26 protein-coding genes are annotated in these 18,217 nt (G+C 63.4%); 17 read left to right on the top strand and 9 right to left on the bottom strand.

The features are described from left to right. Positions 1-120: 120 nt before the first annotated feature. The gene (locus tag KHO22_RS15295) at positions 121-753 is read left to right on the top strand and encodes a response regulator transcription factor (protein ID WP_211948000.1); all 633 of its coding nucleotides are present in this window, start codon (positions 121-123) and stop codon (positions 751-753) included. Between the two features lie 118 nt (positions 754-871). On the opposite strand, the gene KHO22_RS15290 is transcribed toward KHO22_RS15295, so the two are convergent. After that, a complete protein-coding gene (locus KHO22_RS15290; protein ID WP_211947999.1) occupies positions 872-1,552 on the bottom strand; it encodes an energy-coupling factor ABC transporter permease in 681 nt (226 codons plus the stop codon). 178 nt (positions 1,553-1,730) lie between these two features. On the opposite strand from KHO22_RS15290, the gene folD reads away from it, so the two are divergent. The 3 genes from folD to KHO22_RS15275 all read left to right on the top strand — a co-directional run bounded on the left by folD (position 1,731) and on the right by KHO22_RS15275 (position 6,220). Continuing rightward, entirely contained in the window at positions 1,731-2,582 is an 852-nt protein-coding gene (gene folD, locus KHO22_RS15285; RefSeq protein ID WP_211947998.1) for a bifunctional methylenetetrahydrofolate dehydrogenase/methenyltetrahydrofolate cyclohydrolase FolD, read from the top strand. Between the two features lie 105 nt (positions 2,583-2,687). Beyond that, positions 2,688-4,766 (top strand): M3 family metallopeptidase, encoded by a 2,079-nt coding sequence (locus tag KHO22_RS15280; RefSeq protein ID WP_211947997.1) that lies wholly within the window; start codon positions 2,688-2,690, stop codon positions 4,764-4,766. A 218-nt stretch (positions 4,767-4,984) separates the two neighbouring features. After that, entirely contained in the window at positions 4,985-6,220 is a 1,236-nt protein-coding gene (locus KHO22_RS15275; RefSeq protein WP_211947996.1) for a tyrosine-type recombinase/integrase, read from the top strand. Positions 6,221-6,573: 353 nt separating this feature from the next. On the opposite strand, the gene KHO22_RS15270 is transcribed toward KHO22_RS15275, so the two are convergent. The 8 genes from KHO22_RS15270 to KHO22_RS15235 form a co-directional block, all read right to left on the bottom strand. After that, complete coding sequence (locus KHO22_RS15270) at positions 6,574-6,915, bottom strand: hypothetical protein (RefSeq protein ID WP_211947995.1); 342 nt, start codon at positions 6,913-6,915, stop codon at positions 6,574-6,576. A 308-nt stretch (positions 6,916-7,223) separates the two neighbouring features. Then, entirely contained in the window at positions 7,224-7,709 is a 486-nt protein-coding gene (gene ssb / locus KHO22_RS15265) for a single-stranded DNA-binding protein (protein WP_211947994.1), read from the bottom strand. A gap of 48 nt (positions 7,710-7,757) precedes the next feature. Beyond that, the gene (locus KHO22_RS15260; protein WP_211947993.1) at positions 7,758-7,949 is read right to left on the bottom strand and encodes a hypothetical protein; all 192 of its coding nucleotides are present in this window, start codon (positions 7,947-7,949) and stop codon (positions 7,758-7,760) included. Between the two features lie 56 nt (positions 7,950-8,005). Next, positions 8,006-8,227, bottom strand: a complete 222-nt coding sequence (locus KHO22_RS15255) for a hypothetical protein (protein WP_211947992.1) — start codon at positions 8,225-8,227, stop codon at positions 8,006-8,008. After that, positions 8,220-8,789 (bottom strand): hypothetical protein, encoded by a 570-nt coding sequence (locus KHO22_RS15250; RefSeq protein ID WP_211947991.1) that lies wholly within the window; start codon positions 8,787-8,789, stop codon positions 8,220-8,222. The genes KHO22_RS15255 and KHO22_RS15250 overlap by 8 nt, the downstream gene beginning before the upstream one ends. Before the next feature lie 46 nt (positions 8,790-8,835). Further along, entirely contained in the window at positions 8,836-9,051 is a 216-nt protein-coding gene (locus tag KHO22_RS15245) for a helix-turn-helix transcriptional regulator (RefSeq protein WP_018006779.1), read from the bottom strand. Positions 9,052-9,070: 19 nt separating this feature from the next. Continuing rightward, positions 9,071-10,066 carry an AAA family ATPase gene (locus tag KHO22_RS15240; protein ID WP_211947990.1) on the bottom strand — a complete coding sequence of 332 codons (996 nt, stop codon included), beginning with the start codon at positions 10,064-10,066 and terminating at the stop codon, positions 9,071-9,073. 27 nt (positions 10,067-10,093) lie between these two features. Continuing rightward, a complete protein-coding gene (locus KHO22_RS15235) occupies positions 10,094-11,266 on the bottom strand; it encodes a PD-(D/E)XK nuclease-like domain-containing protein (RefSeq protein WP_230426891.1) in 1,173 nt (390 codons plus the stop codon). Between the two features lie 141 nt (positions 11,267-11,407). Here KHO22_RS15235 and KHO22_RS15230 point away from each other — a divergent pair, with 141 nt between their 5' ends. The 13 genes from KHO22_RS15230 to KHO22_RS15170 all read left to right on the top strand — a co-directional run bounded on the left by KHO22_RS15230 (position 11,408) and on the right by KHO22_RS15170 (position 18,182). Beyond that, entirely contained in the window at positions 11,408-12,844 is a 1,437-nt protein-coding gene (locus KHO22_RS15230) for a DEAD/DEAH box helicase (RefSeq protein ID WP_211947988.1), read from the top strand. 90 nt (positions 12,845-12,934) lie between these two features. After that, on the top strand, positions 12,935-13,207 hold the full coding sequence (locus KHO22_RS15225; protein WP_211947987.1) for a hypothetical protein: 273 nt from the start codon (positions 12,935-12,937) through the stop codon (positions 13,205-13,207). Positions 13,208-13,424: 217 nt separating this feature from the next. Then, the gene (locus tag KHO22_RS15220) at positions 13,425-13,646 is read left to right on the top strand and encodes a hypothetical protein (RefSeq protein ID WP_211947986.1); all 222 of its coding nucleotides are present in this window, start codon (positions 13,425-13,427) and stop codon (positions 13,644-13,646) included. Then, positions 13,643-13,843, top strand: a complete 201-nt coding sequence (locus KHO22_RS15215) for a hypothetical protein (protein WP_211947985.1) — start codon at positions 13,643-13,645, stop codon at positions 13,841-13,843. Before KHO22_RS15220 ends, KHO22_RS15215 begins: the two co-directional genes overlap by 4 nt. Then, positions 13,843-14,037, top strand: a complete 195-nt coding sequence (locus KHO22_RS15210; RefSeq protein ID WP_211947984.1) for a hypothetical protein — start codon at positions 13,843-13,845, stop codon at positions 14,035-14,037. The genes KHO22_RS15215 and KHO22_RS15210 overlap by 1 nt, the downstream gene beginning before the upstream one ends. Before the next feature lie 292 nt (positions 14,038-14,329). After that, positions 14,330-15,274 (top strand): ParB/RepB/Spo0J family partition protein, encoded by a 945-nt coding sequence (locus KHO22_RS15205; RefSeq protein WP_211947983.1) that lies wholly within the window; start codon positions 14,330-14,332, stop codon positions 15,272-15,274. 2 nt (positions 15,275-15,276) lie between these two features. Then, positions 15,277-15,432: a hypothetical protein gene (locus KHO22_RS15200; RefSeq protein WP_211947982.1), complete on the top strand. Its 156-nt coding sequence runs from the start codon at positions 15,277-15,279 to the stop codon at positions 15,430-15,432. Further along, positions 15,429-15,824 carry a VRR-NUC domain-containing protein gene (locus tag KHO22_RS15195; RefSeq protein ID WP_211947981.1) on the top strand — a complete coding sequence of 132 codons (396 nt, stop codon included), beginning with the start codon at positions 15,429-15,431 and terminating at the stop codon, positions 15,822-15,824. The genes KHO22_RS15200 and KHO22_RS15195 overlap by 4 nt, the downstream gene beginning before the upstream one ends. Further along, a complete protein-coding gene (locus KHO22_RS15190) occupies positions 15,821-16,123 on the top strand; it encodes a hypothetical protein (RefSeq protein WP_211947980.1) in 303 nt (100 codons plus the stop codon). The genes KHO22_RS15195 and KHO22_RS15190 overlap by 4 nt, the downstream gene beginning before the upstream one ends. Next, entirely contained in the window at positions 16,120-16,473 is a 354-nt protein-coding gene (locus KHO22_RS15185; RefSeq protein WP_211947979.1) for a hypothetical protein, read from the top strand. The genes KHO22_RS15190 and KHO22_RS15185 overlap by 4 nt, the downstream gene beginning before the upstream one ends. Continuing rightward, a complete protein-coding gene (locus KHO22_RS15180; protein WP_211947978.1) occupies positions 16,470-16,916 on the top strand; it encodes a hypothetical protein in 447 nt (148 codons plus the stop codon). Before KHO22_RS15185 ends, KHO22_RS15180 begins: the two co-directional genes overlap by 4 nt. Beyond that, positions 16,903-17,823: a DNA cytosine methyltransferase gene (locus KHO22_RS15175; protein ID WP_211947977.1), complete on the top strand. Its 921-nt coding sequence runs from the start codon at positions 16,903-16,905 to the stop codon at positions 17,821-17,823. Before KHO22_RS15180 ends, KHO22_RS15175 begins: the two co-directional genes overlap by 14 nt. Next, positions 17,820-18,182, top strand: a complete 363-nt coding sequence (locus KHO22_RS15170; protein ID WP_211947976.1) for a hypothetical protein — start codon at positions 17,820-17,822, stop codon at positions 18,180-18,182. Before KHO22_RS15175 ends, KHO22_RS15170 begins: the two co-directional genes overlap by 4 nt. Positions 18,183-18,217: the final 35 nt, after the last annotated feature.

The following is an 18,217-nucleotide window of genomic DNA, read 5'->3' as shown; positions in this document are numbered from 1 at the left end:
CGATGCGCACCCGATCACGGGCCGACCGGCACCCCTCGCCGGTGGGGTGCCGGATCTGTTACATAGCGCCGCGGCCGGTTACACTGCTGCCGCAAATGAATGGTTGTCCCAGGAGACTTCATGACCGCAACGCCAAACCCTGCCCCTCACCGCGGCGAGACCGTCTTTATCGTCGACGACGATGAAGCGATGCGCGACTCGCTGACCTGGCTGCTGGAGGGCAATGGCTACCAGGTGCGCAGCTACAGCAGCGCCGAGCAGTTCCTGGCGGCCTATGACGCCAGCCAGGTGTCCTGCCTGATCCTCGATGTGCGCATGCCCGGCATGAGCGGCCCGGAACTGCAGGAACGCATGATTGCCGAGAACATCGATATCCCCATCGTCTTCATCACCGGCCACGGCGACGTGCCGATGGCGGTTTCGACGATGAAGCGCGGTGCCATCGACTTCATCGAGAAGCCGTTCGACGAATCGGAACTGCGCGCGCTGGTCGAGCGCATGCTGCAGAAGGCCCGCACGGACCACTCGGCCGCGCGTGAACAGCGCGCCGCCAAGGACCTGCTGGGCAAGCTGACCACGCGCGAGCAGCAGGTGCTGGAGCGCATCGTGGCCGGCCGCCTGAACAAGCAGATCGCCGACGACCTGGGCATTTCCATCAAGACCGTGGAGGCGCACCGCGCCAACATCATGGAAAAGCTCAACGTCAATACCGTGGCCGACCTGCTGCGCCTGGCGCTGTCGCGCAACAGCTGATCCGGCAAGCTGCCCCGGCGCCCGCCGGGGCATGCAGGCGACCGCCCTTCGCCTCGACCGCCCTGCCCGCCCTCGCCTCGCCCGCCTTCCCTGCCCTGACGGCCTTCCCCGTGGCGCCTCAGTCGCGCAGGTACTCCTCATCCCGGAACGTCACCACCCATTGCGGCCGGTAGACCACAAAGACGGCGACCAGCATGCCTGTCAGGAAGGCCTCGCCAAACGCCAGGATGACGATCGCCGCAAGCGTATCGGCGGTGCTGAATGGGAGCCCCGGCGCCATCCAGTGCCGCCAGGCAGCCTCGGCCGCCCCTGCGCCCATGGCCGCCAGGCCCGCGCAGAAATAGCCATGGCCCAGGATGAAAACGAACGGATGGCGGGGCAACGTGCGGCGCATGAGGCTCTGCAACGCGGCCGAAATCAGCGCCGGCAGCAGCGCCAGCCAGACATAGCGCATCCATAGCGACGGCCAGTCGAACAGGGCCCAGCTGTGACCGGCCAGGTATTCGAGGCCGAGCATCGATACCACGTCGACCACGAACAGCGAGACCAGCGCCAGCGGCAACCCGAACAGCGTCACCATCAGCGTCGCGCCGAGCAGCTGGATCACCAGGCCTCCTACCAGCGTGGCGCGGACCGTCCACAACAGCGCCACGAACACCATCGCGCCCAGCCAGGCATGCTGCAGGGAACCGCGCCGCAGCAAGTGCCAGGGGCGGCGGCTCAGCGCCCACGCGAGCCCGGCGAGGGACACGACGATGAGCAGCGGATCGGACAGCAGGGACGGGAGCGCGGTATGCATGGCTTGATGCTACTAGCTGCAGGGCGCCCCGGGGCTTGCCAACGATCAAACCGTCGCGCAGCCGTCCGGGCGGAATGGTCGCCCGTCACCCCGTATAATTCGCCTTTAAGCTCTGCCGAGCCGGGCGCCGCCCCGCGACGGCGCCTTCACTCCCGGCCACAAACCCGCCCTCTCCCCCATGTCTGCCCAACTGATCGACGGCAACGCCCTTGCCAAACACATCCGCTCCGAAGCCGCCCAGCGCGCCGCCAGCCTGACCGAACGCGGCCACCGCCCCGGCCTGGCCGTGGTCCTGGTCGGCGAAGACCCGGCCAGCCAGGTCTACGTGCGCAATAAGGTCAAGGCCTGCCAGGACAACGGCTTCCACTCCTCGCTCGACCGCTACCCGGCCGACCTGTCCGAGGCGGAATTGCTGGCCCGCATCGACGCGCTCAACCAGGACCCGAACATCCACGGCATCCTGGTCCAGCTGCCGCTTCCCAAGCACATCGACAGCCACAAGGTGCTCGAGGCCATCGCCCCGGAAAAGGACGTCGACGGCTTCCACGTCGCCAATGCCGGCGCGCTGATGACCGGTGCCCCGCTGTTCCGCCCGTGCACGCCGTATGGCTGCATGAAGATGCTGGAATCGGTCGGCTACCCGCTGCGCGGCGCGCGTGCGGTAGTGGTCGGCGCCTCGAACATCGTCGGCAAGCCCATGGCCATGCTGCTGTTGCAGGCTGGTGCCACGGTCACCATCTGCAACAGCAAGACGCGCGACATCGGCGCCCATACCCGTGACGCCGACGTGATCGTCGCCGCAGTGGGCAAGCGCAACCTGATCACCGCCGACATGGTCAAGCCGGGCGCGGTCGTGATCGACGTGGGCATGAACCGCGACGACAACGGCAAGCTGTGCGGCGACGTGGACTTCGCCGGCGTGCGCGAAGTGGCCGGCTATATCACGCCGGTACCGGGCGGCGTCGGCCCGATGACCATCACCATGCTGCTGATCAATACGCTGGAAGCCGCCGAGCGCGTCGCCGGCTAAGCCTGCCCGCCGTTGCGGCGGGCGCCGCAACGGCACTGGAAAAGCCGCGGGGCTGCCCCCATCTGCAAGCCATTGCCTCTTCAGGCCAGACAACCGAGAACCGCCATGGACCAAGCCGTCAACAATCCACTGCTGGACTTCACCGACCTGCCGCGCTTCTCCGAGATCCGCCCCGAGCACATCAGCCCCGCGCTCGATGTGCTGCTCGAGCGCGCCCAGGCAGCCGTGGCGCGCGCCGAAGACCCGGCCACGCCGTCCGACTGGGCCAATGCCGTGGAAGCCCTGGAAGCCGTCACCGAGCCGCTGGGCCGCGCCTGGGGCGTGGTCGGGCACCTGAGCGCGGTTGCGGATACACCGGAGCTGCGCAAGGCGCACGCCGAGAACCTGCCGCGCATGACGGAGTTCTGGTCGTCGCTGGGACAGAGCCTGGCCCTCTATGAAAAGTACAAGGCGCTCGCAACCAGCCCGGAATTTGGCGGCATGAGCGCCGCCCGCCACCAGCTCATCGAGAACGAGCTGCGCGGCTTCCGTCTGGGCGGCGCCGAACTTCCCGAGGACCAGAAGCCGCGCTTTGCCGAAATCCAGGAGCAGCAGGCGCAGTTGTCGAAGGCATTCTCCGACCACGTGCTGGATGCCACCAACGCCTACGCGCTGTTCGTCGAAGACCCGGCGCGACTGGCTGGTCTGCCCGAGGACGCGCAGGAAGCTGCCCGCCACGCGGCGGAGAAGGATGGCAAGGCTGGCTGGAAATTCACGCTGCACTTCCCGTCCTATTTCCCCGTGCTGCAGTACGCGGACGACCGCGCGCTGCGCCAGACGCTGTACGAGGCCAACGTGACTCGTGCATCGGAACACGGCGCCCAATATGGCAGCGGCCAGGCCGACTGGGACAACACGGCCAATATGCGCGAACAGCTCGCGCTGCGCGGCGAAGAAGCCCGGATGCTCGGCTACCAGTGCTACGGCGAAGTGTCGCTGGTGCCGAAGATGGCCGAATCGCCGGCCGAGGTGCTGAAGTTCCTGGACGAACTCGCAGTCAAGGCGCGACCGTATGCCGAGCAGGACTGGTCCGAACTCAAGGCCTTCGCAGCCGCCGAGCTGGGGCTGGCCGATCTGGCGCCGTGGGACGTGGCCTACGCCTCCGAAAAACTGCGCCAGCAGCGCTATGCGTTCTCGGAACACGAGGTGAAGCAGTACTTCCCCGAGCCCAAGGTGCTGCAAGGCCTGTTCGGCGCTGTGGAGCGGCTGTTCTCCGTGAAGATCCAGCCCGATACGTCGCAGACCTGGCACAAGGACGTGCGCTTCTTCCGCGTCAGCGCGGCCGACGGCACGCTGCTGGCCCAGTTCTACATCGACCTCTATGCGCGCGAAGGAAAGCGCGGCGGCGCATGGATGGATGATGCGCGCGGCCGCAAGATCCTGGCCGAAGACAAGGTGCAGACGCCGGTGGCCTACCTCACCTGCAATTTCTCGGCACCGGTGGGCGACAAGCCGGCACAGTTCACGCACGACGAAGTCATCACGCTGTTCCATGAATTCGGCCACGGCCTGCACCACATGCTGACGCAGGTGGGCGAGCTGGGTGTGTCCGGCATCAACGGCGTGGAATGGGATGCGGTGGAACTGCCGTCCCAGTTCATGGAAAACTTCTGCTGGGAGTATGAGGTGCTGACCGGCATGACCCAGCACGTCGACACCGGCGAGCCGCTGCCGCGCGCGCTGTTCGACCGTATGCTGGCGGCAAAGAATTTCCAGAACGGCATGATGACGCTGCGCCAGATCGTGTTCTCGTCATTCGACATGCACCTGCACACCGACTTCGACCCGCAGGGCGCGAAGAGCGTGCTGGAGCTGTCGCGCGAGATCAACGACCGCGTGCACGTGGTGCCGCAATACCCGCTGTCGCGCTGGCCCAATACCTTCAGCCACATCTTCGCCGGCGGCTATGCCGCGGGCTACTACAGCTACAAGTGGGCCGAAGTGCTGTCGGCCGACGTGTACGCCGCGTTCGAAGAAGCCGCCCAGCTTTCGGGCACGGTGCTCGACAGCGAAACCGGCGCGCGCTACCAGCGCGAGATCCTGTCGGTCGGCGGCAGCCGCCCCGCCATGGATTCCTTCGTCGCCTTCCGCGGCCGCGCGCCACAGATCGATGCGCTGCTGCGCCACGGAGGCATGGCAGCATGAGCGCGGCGCTGCCTACCTCCGGCCCGCTGCGTATCGCAAGCTGGAACGTTCATCGTGTTAATGGGGTTTAACGCCACATCATGCAACAACACCATAAACCATTGATGCGATTGAGTAAATTCCCGTAACCAGCCGGGAAGCCGCATCAGTGCTTGTGGTGGTATCGGCGCAAATTGGGGGTAGAATTGGGGGTATCGCAACTGTGATACCCCTTTTTCATGGCCGACAACATTGCTCGCAGCCTGACCGACGCGCTGGTCAGGAACGCCAAGCCAGCCGACAAGCCCTACAAAATGACGGACGGCGGCGGCCTGTACCTACTGGTGCAGGCGAACGGCGCAAAGCTGTGGCGCTACAAATTCAGGCTGCATGGGCGCGAGGGGTTGCACTCCATCGGCGCCTATCCTGATATCTCGCTATCCGCTGCGCGCAACGAGCATCGAACGGCGCGCGCCATGGTTGCCGCCGGTGACAATCCGGTGCACGCCCGCCAGGCCGAGCGTGCGCAGGTTGCGCAGGAGCGGCTACGCGCCCAAGCCGGTGCGTTCGAAACCGTGGTGTCCGGATGGCGGCATGCTACAGAGCCAAAGCTGGCGGCACAGACTATCGCGCAGCGCGCCCGCGAGGTAACCAAGTACCTGTTGCCCGAGTTTGACCAGAAGACCATCGACGCCATCAGGCGGGTGGAAATTGCCGCGCTGCTGAAACGCATAGACGCCAAAACGCCAGAGGTTGCCAAGAACCTGCGCAGTTACCTTTACGGGATCTTTGAGCACGCCATCGACATTGGCCTGATAGAGGCGAACCCCGTACCACCTGCGCGGGTGCTCCGCAGCCGCGTCCAGACGCCGCACGCTGCCATGGCCGCGGGGAAAATCGGCGGGTTCCTGAATGCCCTGGGCAACTGCACTGCCAACCCGGAAACCATCACGGCAATGCGCCTGGTCATCCTAACGGCCTGCCGTAAGGCGGAAGTCACCAGCGGGCGGTGGTCAGAAATCGACCTTGATGCGGCTGAATGGGTCATCCCCGCCGAGCGCATGAAGGCGCGCCGGCCGCACTGGGTTCCCCTCTCCAGCCAAGCGGTCGAACTGCTGCGCGCATTGCGTGAAATTTCGGATGGCAATGACCTGCTGTTTCCAAACCGGATGGACAGAACACGCCCCATGAGCAACCGGTCCACCAATGCCCTACTGGAGCGAATCGGCTACGCGGGCGAGACGATGCACGGCTGGCGATCAGTGTTCAGTACGCATTTCAATGAGATCGGCGCCAGCTCAGACGTGATCGAACGGTGCCTGGCGCACGCCCCGGCGGACAAGGTGCGCGCCGTGTACAACCGGCATGAGTACAAGCCAGAGCGGCGCGACATGCTGCAGCAGTGGGCGAACTGGCTGGATGAAATCTATCGAAATCACCAAAATAACCACACATCAGTAATTTCAGACATATAATGCAACCTCGCTGTTCGGTTGTGGGGACTTCCGAGCAGCGCCGGCAAATGCTGGGAAACTTGGCAGATCGGAAAGACGGTCCGGCAGGCCTCCGTAAGGGGCCACACCGAAAGCGCATTTCAGCAAGTGTTCTTTCGGTGTCTGGATGGTAACCCTTCAAGACGGACACTTTGAAATGTCTACCAAGGGGGCAGTGGTTCGCTCCAAACCCGAACCCGATTGGCTGGCGTAACCAGCCGCGAACACCTGACAGTGAAGCCCCACCGACCTGCATACCAGCGAGGGGCGCGGCAATGGAAACCTGATAAGCCCGCACAAAAAACCCGCCATCTGGCGGGTTTTGCGTTTGTGGGTCAGGTTCCCATATCGGTCAGCATGGCCACTTCATTGGCCAGCCGTTCTGCCAGCGCGACGATGTTGTCTCGCGCCTGGTCGTCAAGCGTCATGTGGGCAGGCAATCCGCTTCCGGAGTTGGCGAGCATCAGCAACGCGTGGAGCTGGCCAGCCTTCGCCGCGGCGAGCTGTATAGGCGTACGCCGTTCGTGCGCGAACGACAGCGTGGTGGTGCCGTCGCAGTAGATCGCGGTGGCTCCATAGCGGCTGTTTTCTACTACGTTGGGGATCGGTGCTGGGGATGCTGCGACCAGGGAAACCGGCGACGTGCGCGGCTCCGTTTCTTCGGGGACTTCTGACAAGGCTGGACTCCTGGAGTTGACTGAGGCTGTCACCCGACAACGCCAATTGAGGGGGTGGCAACCGAACGGGATTGGCGTACAGGACTCCAGGACCTGCGCCCCCGAAGGGGCTCCCGCCCGGCGCCACCATCGGCGGAGGTCGGGCGAGCGCACGCCAGCCGCGTGCAGCGGCTCACGTACGCCTGGAAGTTCGGGACGCCAATCCCGTGTTGCCTTTGTTTAGGCAACGTCACATAGGATAGCGTAAACGACGAAACCCGGCGCCAGTACAGGCCGCCGGGTTGCGCGGTTGCTACGTGAGGTCGGTTTTAGAAGGGGATGTCGTCGTCCATGTCCTCGAAGCCGTTTGACGGCGCGCGCTGCTGGCGCTGTTGCTGTCCGCCGCCGTTCTGCGCAGGCTGGCGCTGGTGTCCGCCGCCGTCGCCTCCGTCGCCGCCTTCACCGCCCCCGCCACCGGACTGCTTCCCGCCCAGCATCTGCATGGAGTCAGCGACGATTTCCGTGCTGTACTTGTCCTGGCCGGACTGGTCCTGCCATTTGCGCGTGCGGATCTTCCCCTCGATGTAGACCGACGATCCTTTCTTCAGGTACTGGGCGGCGATCTCCGCCAGCTTCCCGAAGATCGAAACGCGGTGCCACTCGGTGGATTCCTTCTGCTCGCCGGTCTGCTTGTCCTTGTAGCGGTCGGTGGTAGCCAGGCGCAGGTTAGTCACGGCGTCGCCGCTTGGCATGTAACGCGTTTCGGGGTCAGCGCCGAGATTGCCGACCAAAATAACTTTGTTGACTGAGGCCATGTTCGTATCTGAGTAATGAATTCAGCCGGCGCTCTGCCGGCCGATGGATTAGGCTGCGTGAAGCTGGTCGGCGCCGTAGTAGCGGCTTTGGATGGCGCCGCTCTTGTCCTTGTACTCGACCAGATACTGCGTGCCGCGGCGGTCTGTGAAGATGCCGTCCACGATCCCTTCGACTTCATGCGGGACGATCACAACGCGGCTATCGATACCAAATTGTTCTGCGGTGCTTTGGTTCTGCATGGTGGTGCTACTCCTAGACGTGGCCGTCGGCCCGATGCCTGCGGCCCAGTTTGAAATCAAGCGGCGCGCTTCAGGCGGCGATAGTCCTGCTCGCAGCCGGGGCCGCAGAACAGCCGGCCTTCGTCATTGGCTGCAAATGGCTCGCAGCAATGGGGGTTCAGGCATTCTCCAGTGGCGGTCAGGTGCTGGGTCGCCTTGGCGCGAGTACGCTGCACGGCGAGCGCTTCCGCCAGATTGCGTGCATCGCGCTCTTGGGCCAGGTCGATATCGTCAGCCATGACCTGCCTTCCGGGTGACGCGGTACGCCACAACGTCCGCCAGATCGTGGTCATGCGTCCAGTCGAAGAACGACGCTTTGCCGGTGTGGCTGCCATTGCCGTCGCGCAGGCGGACTTCCACCACATCGCGCAGTCCCACCGGGCATTCTCCGCCGCCCCAGCTGAACCATCCGATATCGCTGTCATTGGCAGCCACCGGCGGGTGCTCTGCATTGCGGCGATCCATTGCGATGACAGCGCCTGCAATGTAGTTGATGGCGCCCAGCAGTTCCGCCCTTGCGCGGTCGTGCGGAAGACGCTGGCTTTCCTGCATCTTCTTGGCGGCCTGCCCCAGCGCGAACCCATCGCCAAACAGGCCGATCAATTGCTGCATCGGCTGTTCATCGAACGGCGCGCCCTGGGCATGGCGTTCTGCGCCCTTGCCGTGAGCCGCCTGGAACAGCGCTTCCTTCAGCACCGTGGCCAGGCTTTCATAGCCGACAGCGCGCAGTGCAACCATGTCTTGATGTACCCGCTCCTGACTCAGATACGCTTCGTGGACTTCATTGAGTTTGGCCAGCATTTGTTGTTTACCCCTTCTACGCTGCCGCATCATGCGGCCCGTTCCTTTAATTGATATTGTTGTCGTTCGCCGCAACCATGTGCGCCGCTTCCCACTGTTCCAGCTGGGCGATGGGATACCGCACCTTCGCGCCCAGCTTGATGAATGCCGGCCCTTTGCCCTGCACGCGCCAGTTGGCCAGCGTGCCGGGATGAATAGCGTCACCCCAGCGCGCCACCAGCTCGTCGGCGGAAAGGAATTTCTTTTCTGCGGGCTGTCCCATCGCTTATTTCCCCGTTCCCTTACGCAGCCTGGCCACCGAGCACCGACGCGTTCAGGTCGGCCAGTTCTGCGTCGCCTGCAGCGGCATCAGCGCGCTGCTGGTCGAATGCCTGGGCGGATGCCTTGAGATCGTCGGGGCAGCCGTTGGGGCCGATGGCTTTACGGATACTGGCCGGCAATGCCTTCCACGCGGCAACCAGTGCAGCCATCCCCTGTTCGGTGGTCGTGCGCAGCGTATTGCGCGCTGCTTCTACGGCGGGGTCCAGTTGCTTGGCGCCGTCCACCCAGTCGCGCAGCGCCTTGCCGTCTGCCGACGTGATGTGGCCCGCCTCGCGCCCGAGAATCGCGCGCAACTCGCCGGGGCACTTCATCACCTGCTGGGACTTGCCTTCGTCCCACATCATCAGCGAGGCGGTCATTTCGAACATGAAGTTCTTTTCGCAGATGGGCTGCACGCCCTGCGGGATATAGACCGTTTCCATGCGGCCGGTCTTTTCGTCCTTCTGCTTTTCGATGATGACCTTTTCGCGCGCACGGACACACGCGATGATGTGCATGTTGCTCTGGAGCAGCGTGTTCATGAACTTCTTGTGTTCGGCCTTGGCGATGTTGTCTCGCTTGCCGACCTTGCCCGGCAACGGCTCGCGCATTTCCAGCACGCCGCCGGTGCCTTCGTATTCATGCGAAACGCTGTCGATCACCAGCACTTCCACGCCGAGCTTTTGGAACTGCAGGATGGCATCGCTGTAACGCTGCGGGGTGAACGGCGGATCAAGGTCCGCAATCCAGAATTCAACGTCCGTGGGGTGCGTGGGATGCTCGCGCAGTACTTCAGCGTACAGGCTGCCGCGGCGGTTCTCGGTGTCGAGAAAACCAATTTTCTCGGGGTTGTAGTTCGCCAGGCCATAGGCCAGTTCGATGGCGCTCCGCGTTTTTCCGCTGCCGCTGATGCCGCTGAACCCAACGACAAGGCGCGCGCCCTCGCGCTTGGCCTTCCGAATTTGGATGGTGCTCATGGTGTGTAGATCTCTTGATGGTGAGAGTTAGGCCGCGAGTTCAGCGCGGCGCAGCTGCCAGTCCGGCAGGCTGATAGATTCGATGCGTTCGCCGTACGCCGGCCACACGCCGGTGCGGAGGCATTCCGCGTAGGTGTTCAGGTGACGGCGATACGTGGCGCGGCCCAGCTCCACGCTGGCGGGGTCCAGTGCGTACACGCCCACCGCATAGGGATAGTGCTTCTCGCACGCAACGAATACGAACGCCTTGGCGCTGGTGGGATGCTCGCAGCCGAACGCTTCACCGCCCTGCTGCAGCGCCAGGTTGATGCCATCCGTGTAGAACGGGTGTTGCACGTGATAGTGATACTTGCCCATCGAGCGCGAGAACCCCGCTGGGCTGGCGTCCTCAGTGCTTTTCAGGTCCACCACAATGCCGTCCGCACGCCAGAAGTCAGGACGGCAGCGGCACAGTTCGCCGGTTTCAGGGTCTTTCCAGTACACCGACAGTTCCGCGAAGCCCTTGCCCGACAACAGCGCGCTGGCCGCCGGGTGCTTCATCACGGAATCGCGCATTGCGTGCACCTGATCCCACTGTTCCTGCGTCAGCACCGAGCGGTGGCCGTTGTTCTTCAGCCATTCTTCCTTCACGTCCGACCACAGCTTTATCTGGCGGCCGTTGGCGCGCAGGATTTCGGCCAGTTCATGGCGGCTGCCGCTGGTGGACAGCATGCCGGGGCGCAGTTTGTTGATTGCTTCCAGTTCGGCCTTCAGGTCCGCGACCGTCAGCGCCATCACGTCTTCAATCGGATGGTTCACGCCGTTTTCCGCATCGGCAGCGCGCAGGCGTTCTGCGAGTTCTGCCTTGCTGCCGCTCGTCGGAATCTTCGGCAGTCGCCCTGCGTTCAGTTCCGCCACCATCGCCACCAGCTGTTCGCGGTCGTCAATCGCGTCCGGCACGTCCTGCTGGCGCAGGCCCAAGCAGTATTCCTTCGCAAACACCGCCGGTTCCAGCACCAGCGCATGGAACGCCGATCCGATCAGGAACGCTGGCGACGGCTCGCGCTTCTCGCCGCTTTCGTTCGCTGCCTCGCGCGCCTCGCGCACCGCCTTCAGATGGCATGGGCTGCTGTCATCAATGATTGACAGCATCGAGTTGGATACGCCTTCGCCGCCGTGGTAGTCGGCGTTGCTGATCGTGTCATACACACCAGGATTCATAGATTCCACCAAGTTATCCAGAGTGACCGGCAATGAGTGGTGGCTATCTTATCCCCAATATGCGCAATCTGTCCAATATGTTCATGAGGTGTTAAATTCTCGCACGCTGTCAACCTGACAGCATTTCTAGCGAGATTGACAATGATCGTCCTGCGGGACTACCAGAACGACTTGGTTGCCAGAGCCGGCCAGGCGTTGCGCCGTGTCAGGCGCGTCCTGATCGTGCTTCCACCTGGTGGTGGCAAGACGGTCATTGCCGCATTCATCGCGCAGGCGTTCGCCAATCGCGGGCAGCAGACGTTCTTCAACTGCCACCGCGCTGAACTGCTGAAGCAGACCAGCGGCACGTTCACGGACTGTGGCCTAGCGCATGGATTCATCGCTGCTGGTCATCCCATGTACGTGAACGCCAGCGTGCAGGTGTGCAGCATCGACACGCTGAAGAACCGAGTACTGAAGCTCGCTGAGCCGCGAGTGGTGATATGGGACGAGTGCCACCACATCGGCGCTGCGGGCTGGGCTGCAATCATGGCGGCGTGGCCGAATGCGTTTCACATCGGCCTGACAGGCACGCCGTGGCGTCTGGACGGCACAGGCCTGGGTGCGTACTTCGATGAAATGGTGTTGGGTCCGACCGCTGCGGAACTGATCGAGATGGGCAATCTGGCGCCCTATCGCATCTATGCGCCGAGCGCGCCGGACATGAAGGGTGTGCGCAAACAGATGGGCGATTTCGCGCAGAAGGACGCAGCGGAACGCATGCGCGAGCCGAAGCTAACCGGCGACATCATCACGCACTGGCGCAAGTACGCAGACGGCATGCGCACCGTTGGATATGCGGTTAATGTGTCTCATTCGCAGTATCTGGCAGAGCTGTTCAATGCGGCCGGAATTCCGGCGGCGCACCTAGACGGCGGCACCGACAACGGGGAGCGTAAGCGCGTCATTCAGGCATATGCGGACGGCGCGGTGCGCGTGCTTTTCAACGTGGGCTTGTTCGGTGAGGGGTTCGACCTGTCTGCGTGGGCTGGGCGCCCTGTGACCATCGACGCGGCTATCTTGGCCAACCCCACCATGTCGCTGTCGAAGTACCTGCAGGAATCCATGCGCTGCATGCGCCCTGCCCCTGGCAAAACCGGCGTCATCCTTGACCACGCGGGCAACAGCAACCGCCATGGCTTCCCCGATGACGAACGCGAGTGGGATCTGGAAGGCAACGGCGGCAAGCGCAAAGGCGACAGCGACAACGGCCCGCCGCCGCCTGTCACATGCGAAAAGTGTTTCGTCCAGATTCGCCGCCCCACGCCGCCATGCTGCCCCAGCTGCGGCAAGCGCCTGCAGGCCGAAGCCAAGCCGGTGGAAGTGGCGGAAGGCAACCTGATGGAAGTCACCGAGGCCGAGAAGCGCGCCACGCGCATGCGGCTGAAGCAAGAGCAAGCGGCCTGCAAAGACCTGGGCAGCTTGGTGGCGTTGTTCGCCCAGCGCGGCAGCAAGAACCCACAGTATCAGGCCATGAAGGTCATGCAGGCCCGCGGTGGAAAACATATCCGTTCTGCGCAATCTGTCCAATCTGTCTAAATTGCTTGCGATTATCTGGCGTGAACACTATGATGCGTTTCACGCCGATGCCGCTGCGGCAAGACAGCGGCGATAGACAGGAACGCAAGCATGAAAAGCATTGGCATCGTTGGCGCAATCGCAGCAGCAATGGCAGGCGCAGCCCAAAGCGCTGGCCAAATCGTCATCACTCCTGAAGCCATCGCGTCCAGCGGCCCGAGCATGAAACACCTGGCATTCGGTGGCCCGCGCACTCGCAGCCGCATCCCCGGCCGTCCGCGTCCTGCCGGCAGCAAGCTCGCGCGCGCCGCGAAATATGGCCGCTGCACTCTCCCGCGCGGCCGTCGCGGCCTGATTGGTCACCAGGGCCGCGTGGCCGCCTGACCATGACGCGCGCCGACTGGTACGCACGGAACGGCGGTGGATGGCGCAAAGCGCGCAAGGCCCACCGCTGTGACCGGCGCGACCAGTACGGCCCGCAGTGCCGCGGCGTGATCCTGGCTGGCTCTAAGTACTTCGACACGAATATGGCCCGCCAGGGTTCTGCAAATCCGCACGCAACCATGCGCCTGTGCTGCGCGTGCGCTTCTGGAAGCCTCGAATGAACCTGTACCTGCTGACCATCGTGGCGCTTCTGCTGTTTGCCGTGGCCGCAACCGGATTGGTGCGCGAAGTTGCGCGCGCCGATAACGAACTGCTGCGCGAGGCCATGCAGCAGATTCAGTTCGAGGCGGAGCGCGATGGCGTGACGTGGGGCCGTGTTCTGGCGTTCTTCATTGCTGCGGTCATCGCGGCCATTTTCTTTATGGGAGTACGGACGTGAAGCTGTTTGGACTGAAAGAGCCGGTGGAAGTGGCCACCAACGAACTGCGCGAAGCGCGCCTGCAACTGCTGCAAGCTGCAGCGGCACTGGAGCACTACCAGCACACCGTCGCGATGCTGAACCAGCGCATCAAGCGGCTGGATCATGTGGTGAATGGCGTTGCTATTGCCGCCCTTCCGGACGTTGGGGATTTCTAATGAGCGGCCTCAGCACCCGGCGCATTGTCGAACTGGAATCCAAGGTGCGCGCACAGGAAGCCGAACTGCGCCGCCTTCGTCAACTGCGCAAGGACCTGCCGGCAGTTCTGAAGCCGGGTGCGCAGTCGGACAACTACCTGGTTGTCACCCGCGGCGTCATGGATGCGCTACTGCGCGCTGCTGATGGGGCGTAGTGATGCGCTACCACTGCCGTTGCCGCGCCTGCCGCACCCGGCGCGTTCTCCCTAAGCATCCCGAGCATTACCAAATCCTGCCGCAGTGCCGTGTCTGCGGAAAGCGGAACTACCACGTGGACAAGTGGATGAACCGCCGAAACGTCAAAGCGATGACGTGCACGTGTAACGGCAGCGGCGTCTATCACTACCCCCACCGCCGCGGCTCGCCGTTCTGCTGGTATCGCGCAGACGGCACGGACAGATACCCCGGTGATCCGGATTTCAAACACCCTGAAATGGAGTTGGCGGCATGACATCGTTTAAGCAAAAGATCGCATCCAAGGAAATCAAGCGCGCGGACGCCATGAAGGTCCGCCTGCACGACTTGCACGTTGAACCCGGATTCAATCTGCGGATTGAGGATGAGGACTTCGCAGCCAGCATCGAAGCGCTGGCGCTGCACATCAAGGATGGCGGCCTGTATCCCGCGCTTGAAGTTCGCCCGCGTGCTGAAGGCGGCGTGTTCATCGTGGACGGCCATCGCCGCCGCCTGGGCATCCACCGCGCCATCGAAATTGGCGCCGACCTGACGGACAAGGAAGGTGAAGTGTGGGTGCCCATCGTCGCGTTCGAAGGTAACGACGCCGACCGCGTGGCACGCGTCATCACCAGCGCAGAAGGCCGCGCCTTAAAGCCGCTGGAAGTGGCCGAAGGATACAAGCGCCTGCGCAATATGGGCTGGGACAACACGCGCATTGCTAGCAAGGTCGGAAAGACGCCGCAGCATGTATCGCAGTTGCTGCTGCTGGCTGACGCAAATAGCGACGTCCACCAGGCCGTGGCAACTGGCGCCGTGTCCGCCGCTGTGGCGGTTGGCATGGTGCGCGAGCACGGCGAGAACGCTGGCAAGGTGCTGGCGGAAGAACTGGGCAAGGCGAAGGCCGCCGGTAAGGACAAGGTGACGGCCGGCACGATCAAGGACAAGGCGCTGCCGCCAAAGGCAACTGACTGCCTGGTCGAAGGCGTCGACACATTCATGCAGGCACTGCCGAAAGACGCGCGCGAACGCCTAGCAGCCATCGAAATCGGCGAGCAGAACGGCGACCTGCCGCCGGGGCAGAAGGTGAGCGTGCCCGCATTGGCTCTGCTGAAGCTGTTGAGGGCGCACAGCGTAGTCATCCATGCGCGCGAGAGGAAGGCGCTGAAGCAGCGTGAGGCAGAAGCAAAGGCTTCGCAGACCCAGCTGGCGGCCTGACCATGACCGCCGAACACGCCATCGATTTCGAAGTGCGCCGGCCTGGCATCACTCGTATTGCCGAGCGCATCCGCCGCGAGAACCCCAGCTGGCCGGAATGGCGCGTGATGGACGCCGCAAAGAACGAATGGCACCGACAACAGGTACAGACGCGATGAGCGAAGAACACCGTATCCAGAACGAATCCCGCAATGCGCTGGTTGGCGAAGGGTTGTATTTCCGCGCCAACGTTGGTCAAGCATGGGTTGGCGAAGTGGTAACCAGGCTGCCGAATGGCGACATGCTGCTGCGCAATGCGCGGCCGTTCAGCACCGGCCTGCCTGCCGGCTTCGCTGACCTGTTCGGCTTGACGCCGGTGGTGGTCACGCCGGACATGGTTGGCCAGCGCGTGGCGGTGTTTACGGCCATCGAATTCAAGGCGACCAAGGGCCGCGCGTCTGAAAAGCAGGCCGCGTTCCTGAAGGCAGTGAATGACAACGGCGGACGCGCTGGTGTGGCGCGTTCGGCAAAGGATGCGCTGCGCGTGGTGCGTGGCGTCGAGGGGGAATGATGGAGTTCCACGCACAGCGCGAGCTATACAGCAACCGCATTGCTTTGCACATTGCCGAGCACCCCGGCGACGGGGCCGTGGTCATTGCGAAGCCGCTGGTAATGGAACGCATGGACCCCGGCCAGATGACGGAACCGTGCATGCGCCTGACCACGAACGAAGCCCAGTCGCTGATGGATGAGCTGTGGCACGCCGGCCTGCGGCCCAGCGAGGGAACCGGAAGCGCAGGCGCCATGGCTGCCACGCAGAAGCACCTGGAAGACATGCGAACGCTGGTTTTCAACTCGCACAAACCATGAACGCCGCCACCTTCGCCGCACGGCGCGCACGCCTGCAGTACCGCTATGGCACCGGCAAACGGTTCCGTCTCGAGCTGCAGCACCTGGTGCGCGACGCAGGGGCTGCCATGGTGATCGTCGGCGGCAAGGTGGTGGCGTACCGAATGACCACTGGGGAAGTGGTCTGTATCAAGAAGCGATTCCGCGATAGCTCCGACGCGCAGGTGGACATGCTGGGCATCCAGGTGGCGAACCCTAGTACGCGCGTGCCGGTGCGGGTGTACCTGTGCCCGTACTGCAAGGGATGGCACCTGACCAGCGAGACACGGGCGCGTGCGGCGAATCAACATAACTATGAGGAAGTGGCATGACGATTAAGAACGAGGAACGTGAGGCGTTTGAAGCGTGGGCGATGAGCCACGGCGGTCTGGTTATGCAGCGCGTTGGTGATGACCTGCGCTGCCGTGATGGGAGATACCCTGCTACGTACCGAGAGCCCGAGACGGAAACCGCATGGCGTGCATGGGCAAACAAGCCTGCTGGCCGAACCTATCCGGTTGAGCTGACGCCGGCACTGCGCGAGGTGCTGAGCCTGATGGTCTGGAAAAGCGGACAAATCGCGCACGTGCTGCGCGCTGGCGGTGCAGACATCCCGAAGAAGGCGGAGGCCGAGCAGGCACACGTTCTGCACTGGTTGATCCAGCTTGCGCTGGAGCATGGCGTCCACTGGTGGGAACACGCGTATGCCAGCCTGAAGGAGATCCAAGACGCGCTGGGCAACGGCAATGAGGGAGAAAGCAATGCGAGCCGTTGACCTATTCGCAGGTGCCGGCGGATTCTCGACCGGCGCACAGATGGCTGGCGTGGAAGTTGTATGGGCTGCCAACCATTGGCCGGTGGCAGTGGAAACGCACGCGGCGAATCACCCGCAGGCCATCCATGTATGCCAGGACTTGCACCAGGCCGACTGGTCGCAGGTGCCGAAGCACGACATTCTTCTGGCTTCCCCTTGCTGCCAAGGTCACAGCAAAGCGCGCGGCAAGGCCGCCAACAATCCGCAGCACGACGCGAGCCGTTCAACGGCGTGGGCTGTGGTGGATGCGCTGGAGTATCACCGGCCAGAATTCGGCGTGGTGGAGAACGTCCCGGAGTTTTTGGATTGGTCCCTGTTCCCGGCGTGGAAGATCGCACTTGAATTGCTTGGCTATTCACTCGCCCCGCACATCATTGACGCAGCGGACCACGGTGTCCCCCAGCACCGGGAACGCATGTTCATCGTGCTAGCCCGCAGCAAGTCGCCAATGGGCCTGCAGTTGCCAAAGCGCGATCATGTCCCGGCATCAGCCGTGCTGGACTTCGAATGCGGCAACTGGTCGCCTATCAATAAGCCTGGCCGTGCTGCAGCCACCCTGAGGCGTGTGGCGAACGGCCGTAAAGCCTTTGGCGAACGGTTTATCGCGCCCTACTACAAAAGCGGCTCTGGCCTGACAGGCCGCAGCGTGGCCCGTCCCATCGGCACCATTACCACTAAGGACCGTTGGGCAATCGTCAACGGTGACCGCATGCGCATGGTGTCAAAGGACGAATACCGTGCATTCATGGGTTTCCCGTCTACCTACGCTCTCCCCGCGCGCAAGGACACCGCGGTGCATCTGCTGGGCAACGCCGTCTGCCCGCCCGCTGTGCGCGATGTCCTGACCGCTATCAAAGAGGCCGCATGATGCAAGCCCTGGCACTTGCCGGTGGATGCGATGCCGGCCCACTGTTCGTTATCCAGAAGCGACGTGCACTGGCGCGCCCAAAAGGCAAGGAAGGCATCGTGCACCGTGCGCAGACGAAGCGCGCGACGCCGCCATGGGCAGACAAGAAAGCCATTGACGCGGTGTACGCAGAAGCGCGCCGCAAGACGCTGGAAACCGGCGAACTGCACGTGGTTGACCACATCGTGCCGAAGATTGGCAAGCTGGTTTGCGGCCTGCACGTGCATTGGAATCTGCGCGTGATCCACTGGCGCGAGAACGCGAAGAAAGGCGCGTTCACGTGGCCAGGCATGCCGTTTGAACAGATTGACCTGCTATGACCCAAAGCCGAACCTGCTGCATTGCTGGATGTCAA

It is taken from the genome of Cupriavidus yeoncheonensis, from assembly GCF_905397275.1.
Lineage (GTDB): Bacteria > Pseudomonadota > Gammaproteobacteria > Burkholderiales > Burkholderiaceae > Cupriavidus > Cupriavidus yeoncheonensis.
The sequence above is the reverse complement of the archived record's forward strand: the minus strand, read 5'-3'. Positions and strand labels throughout refer to the sequence as shown.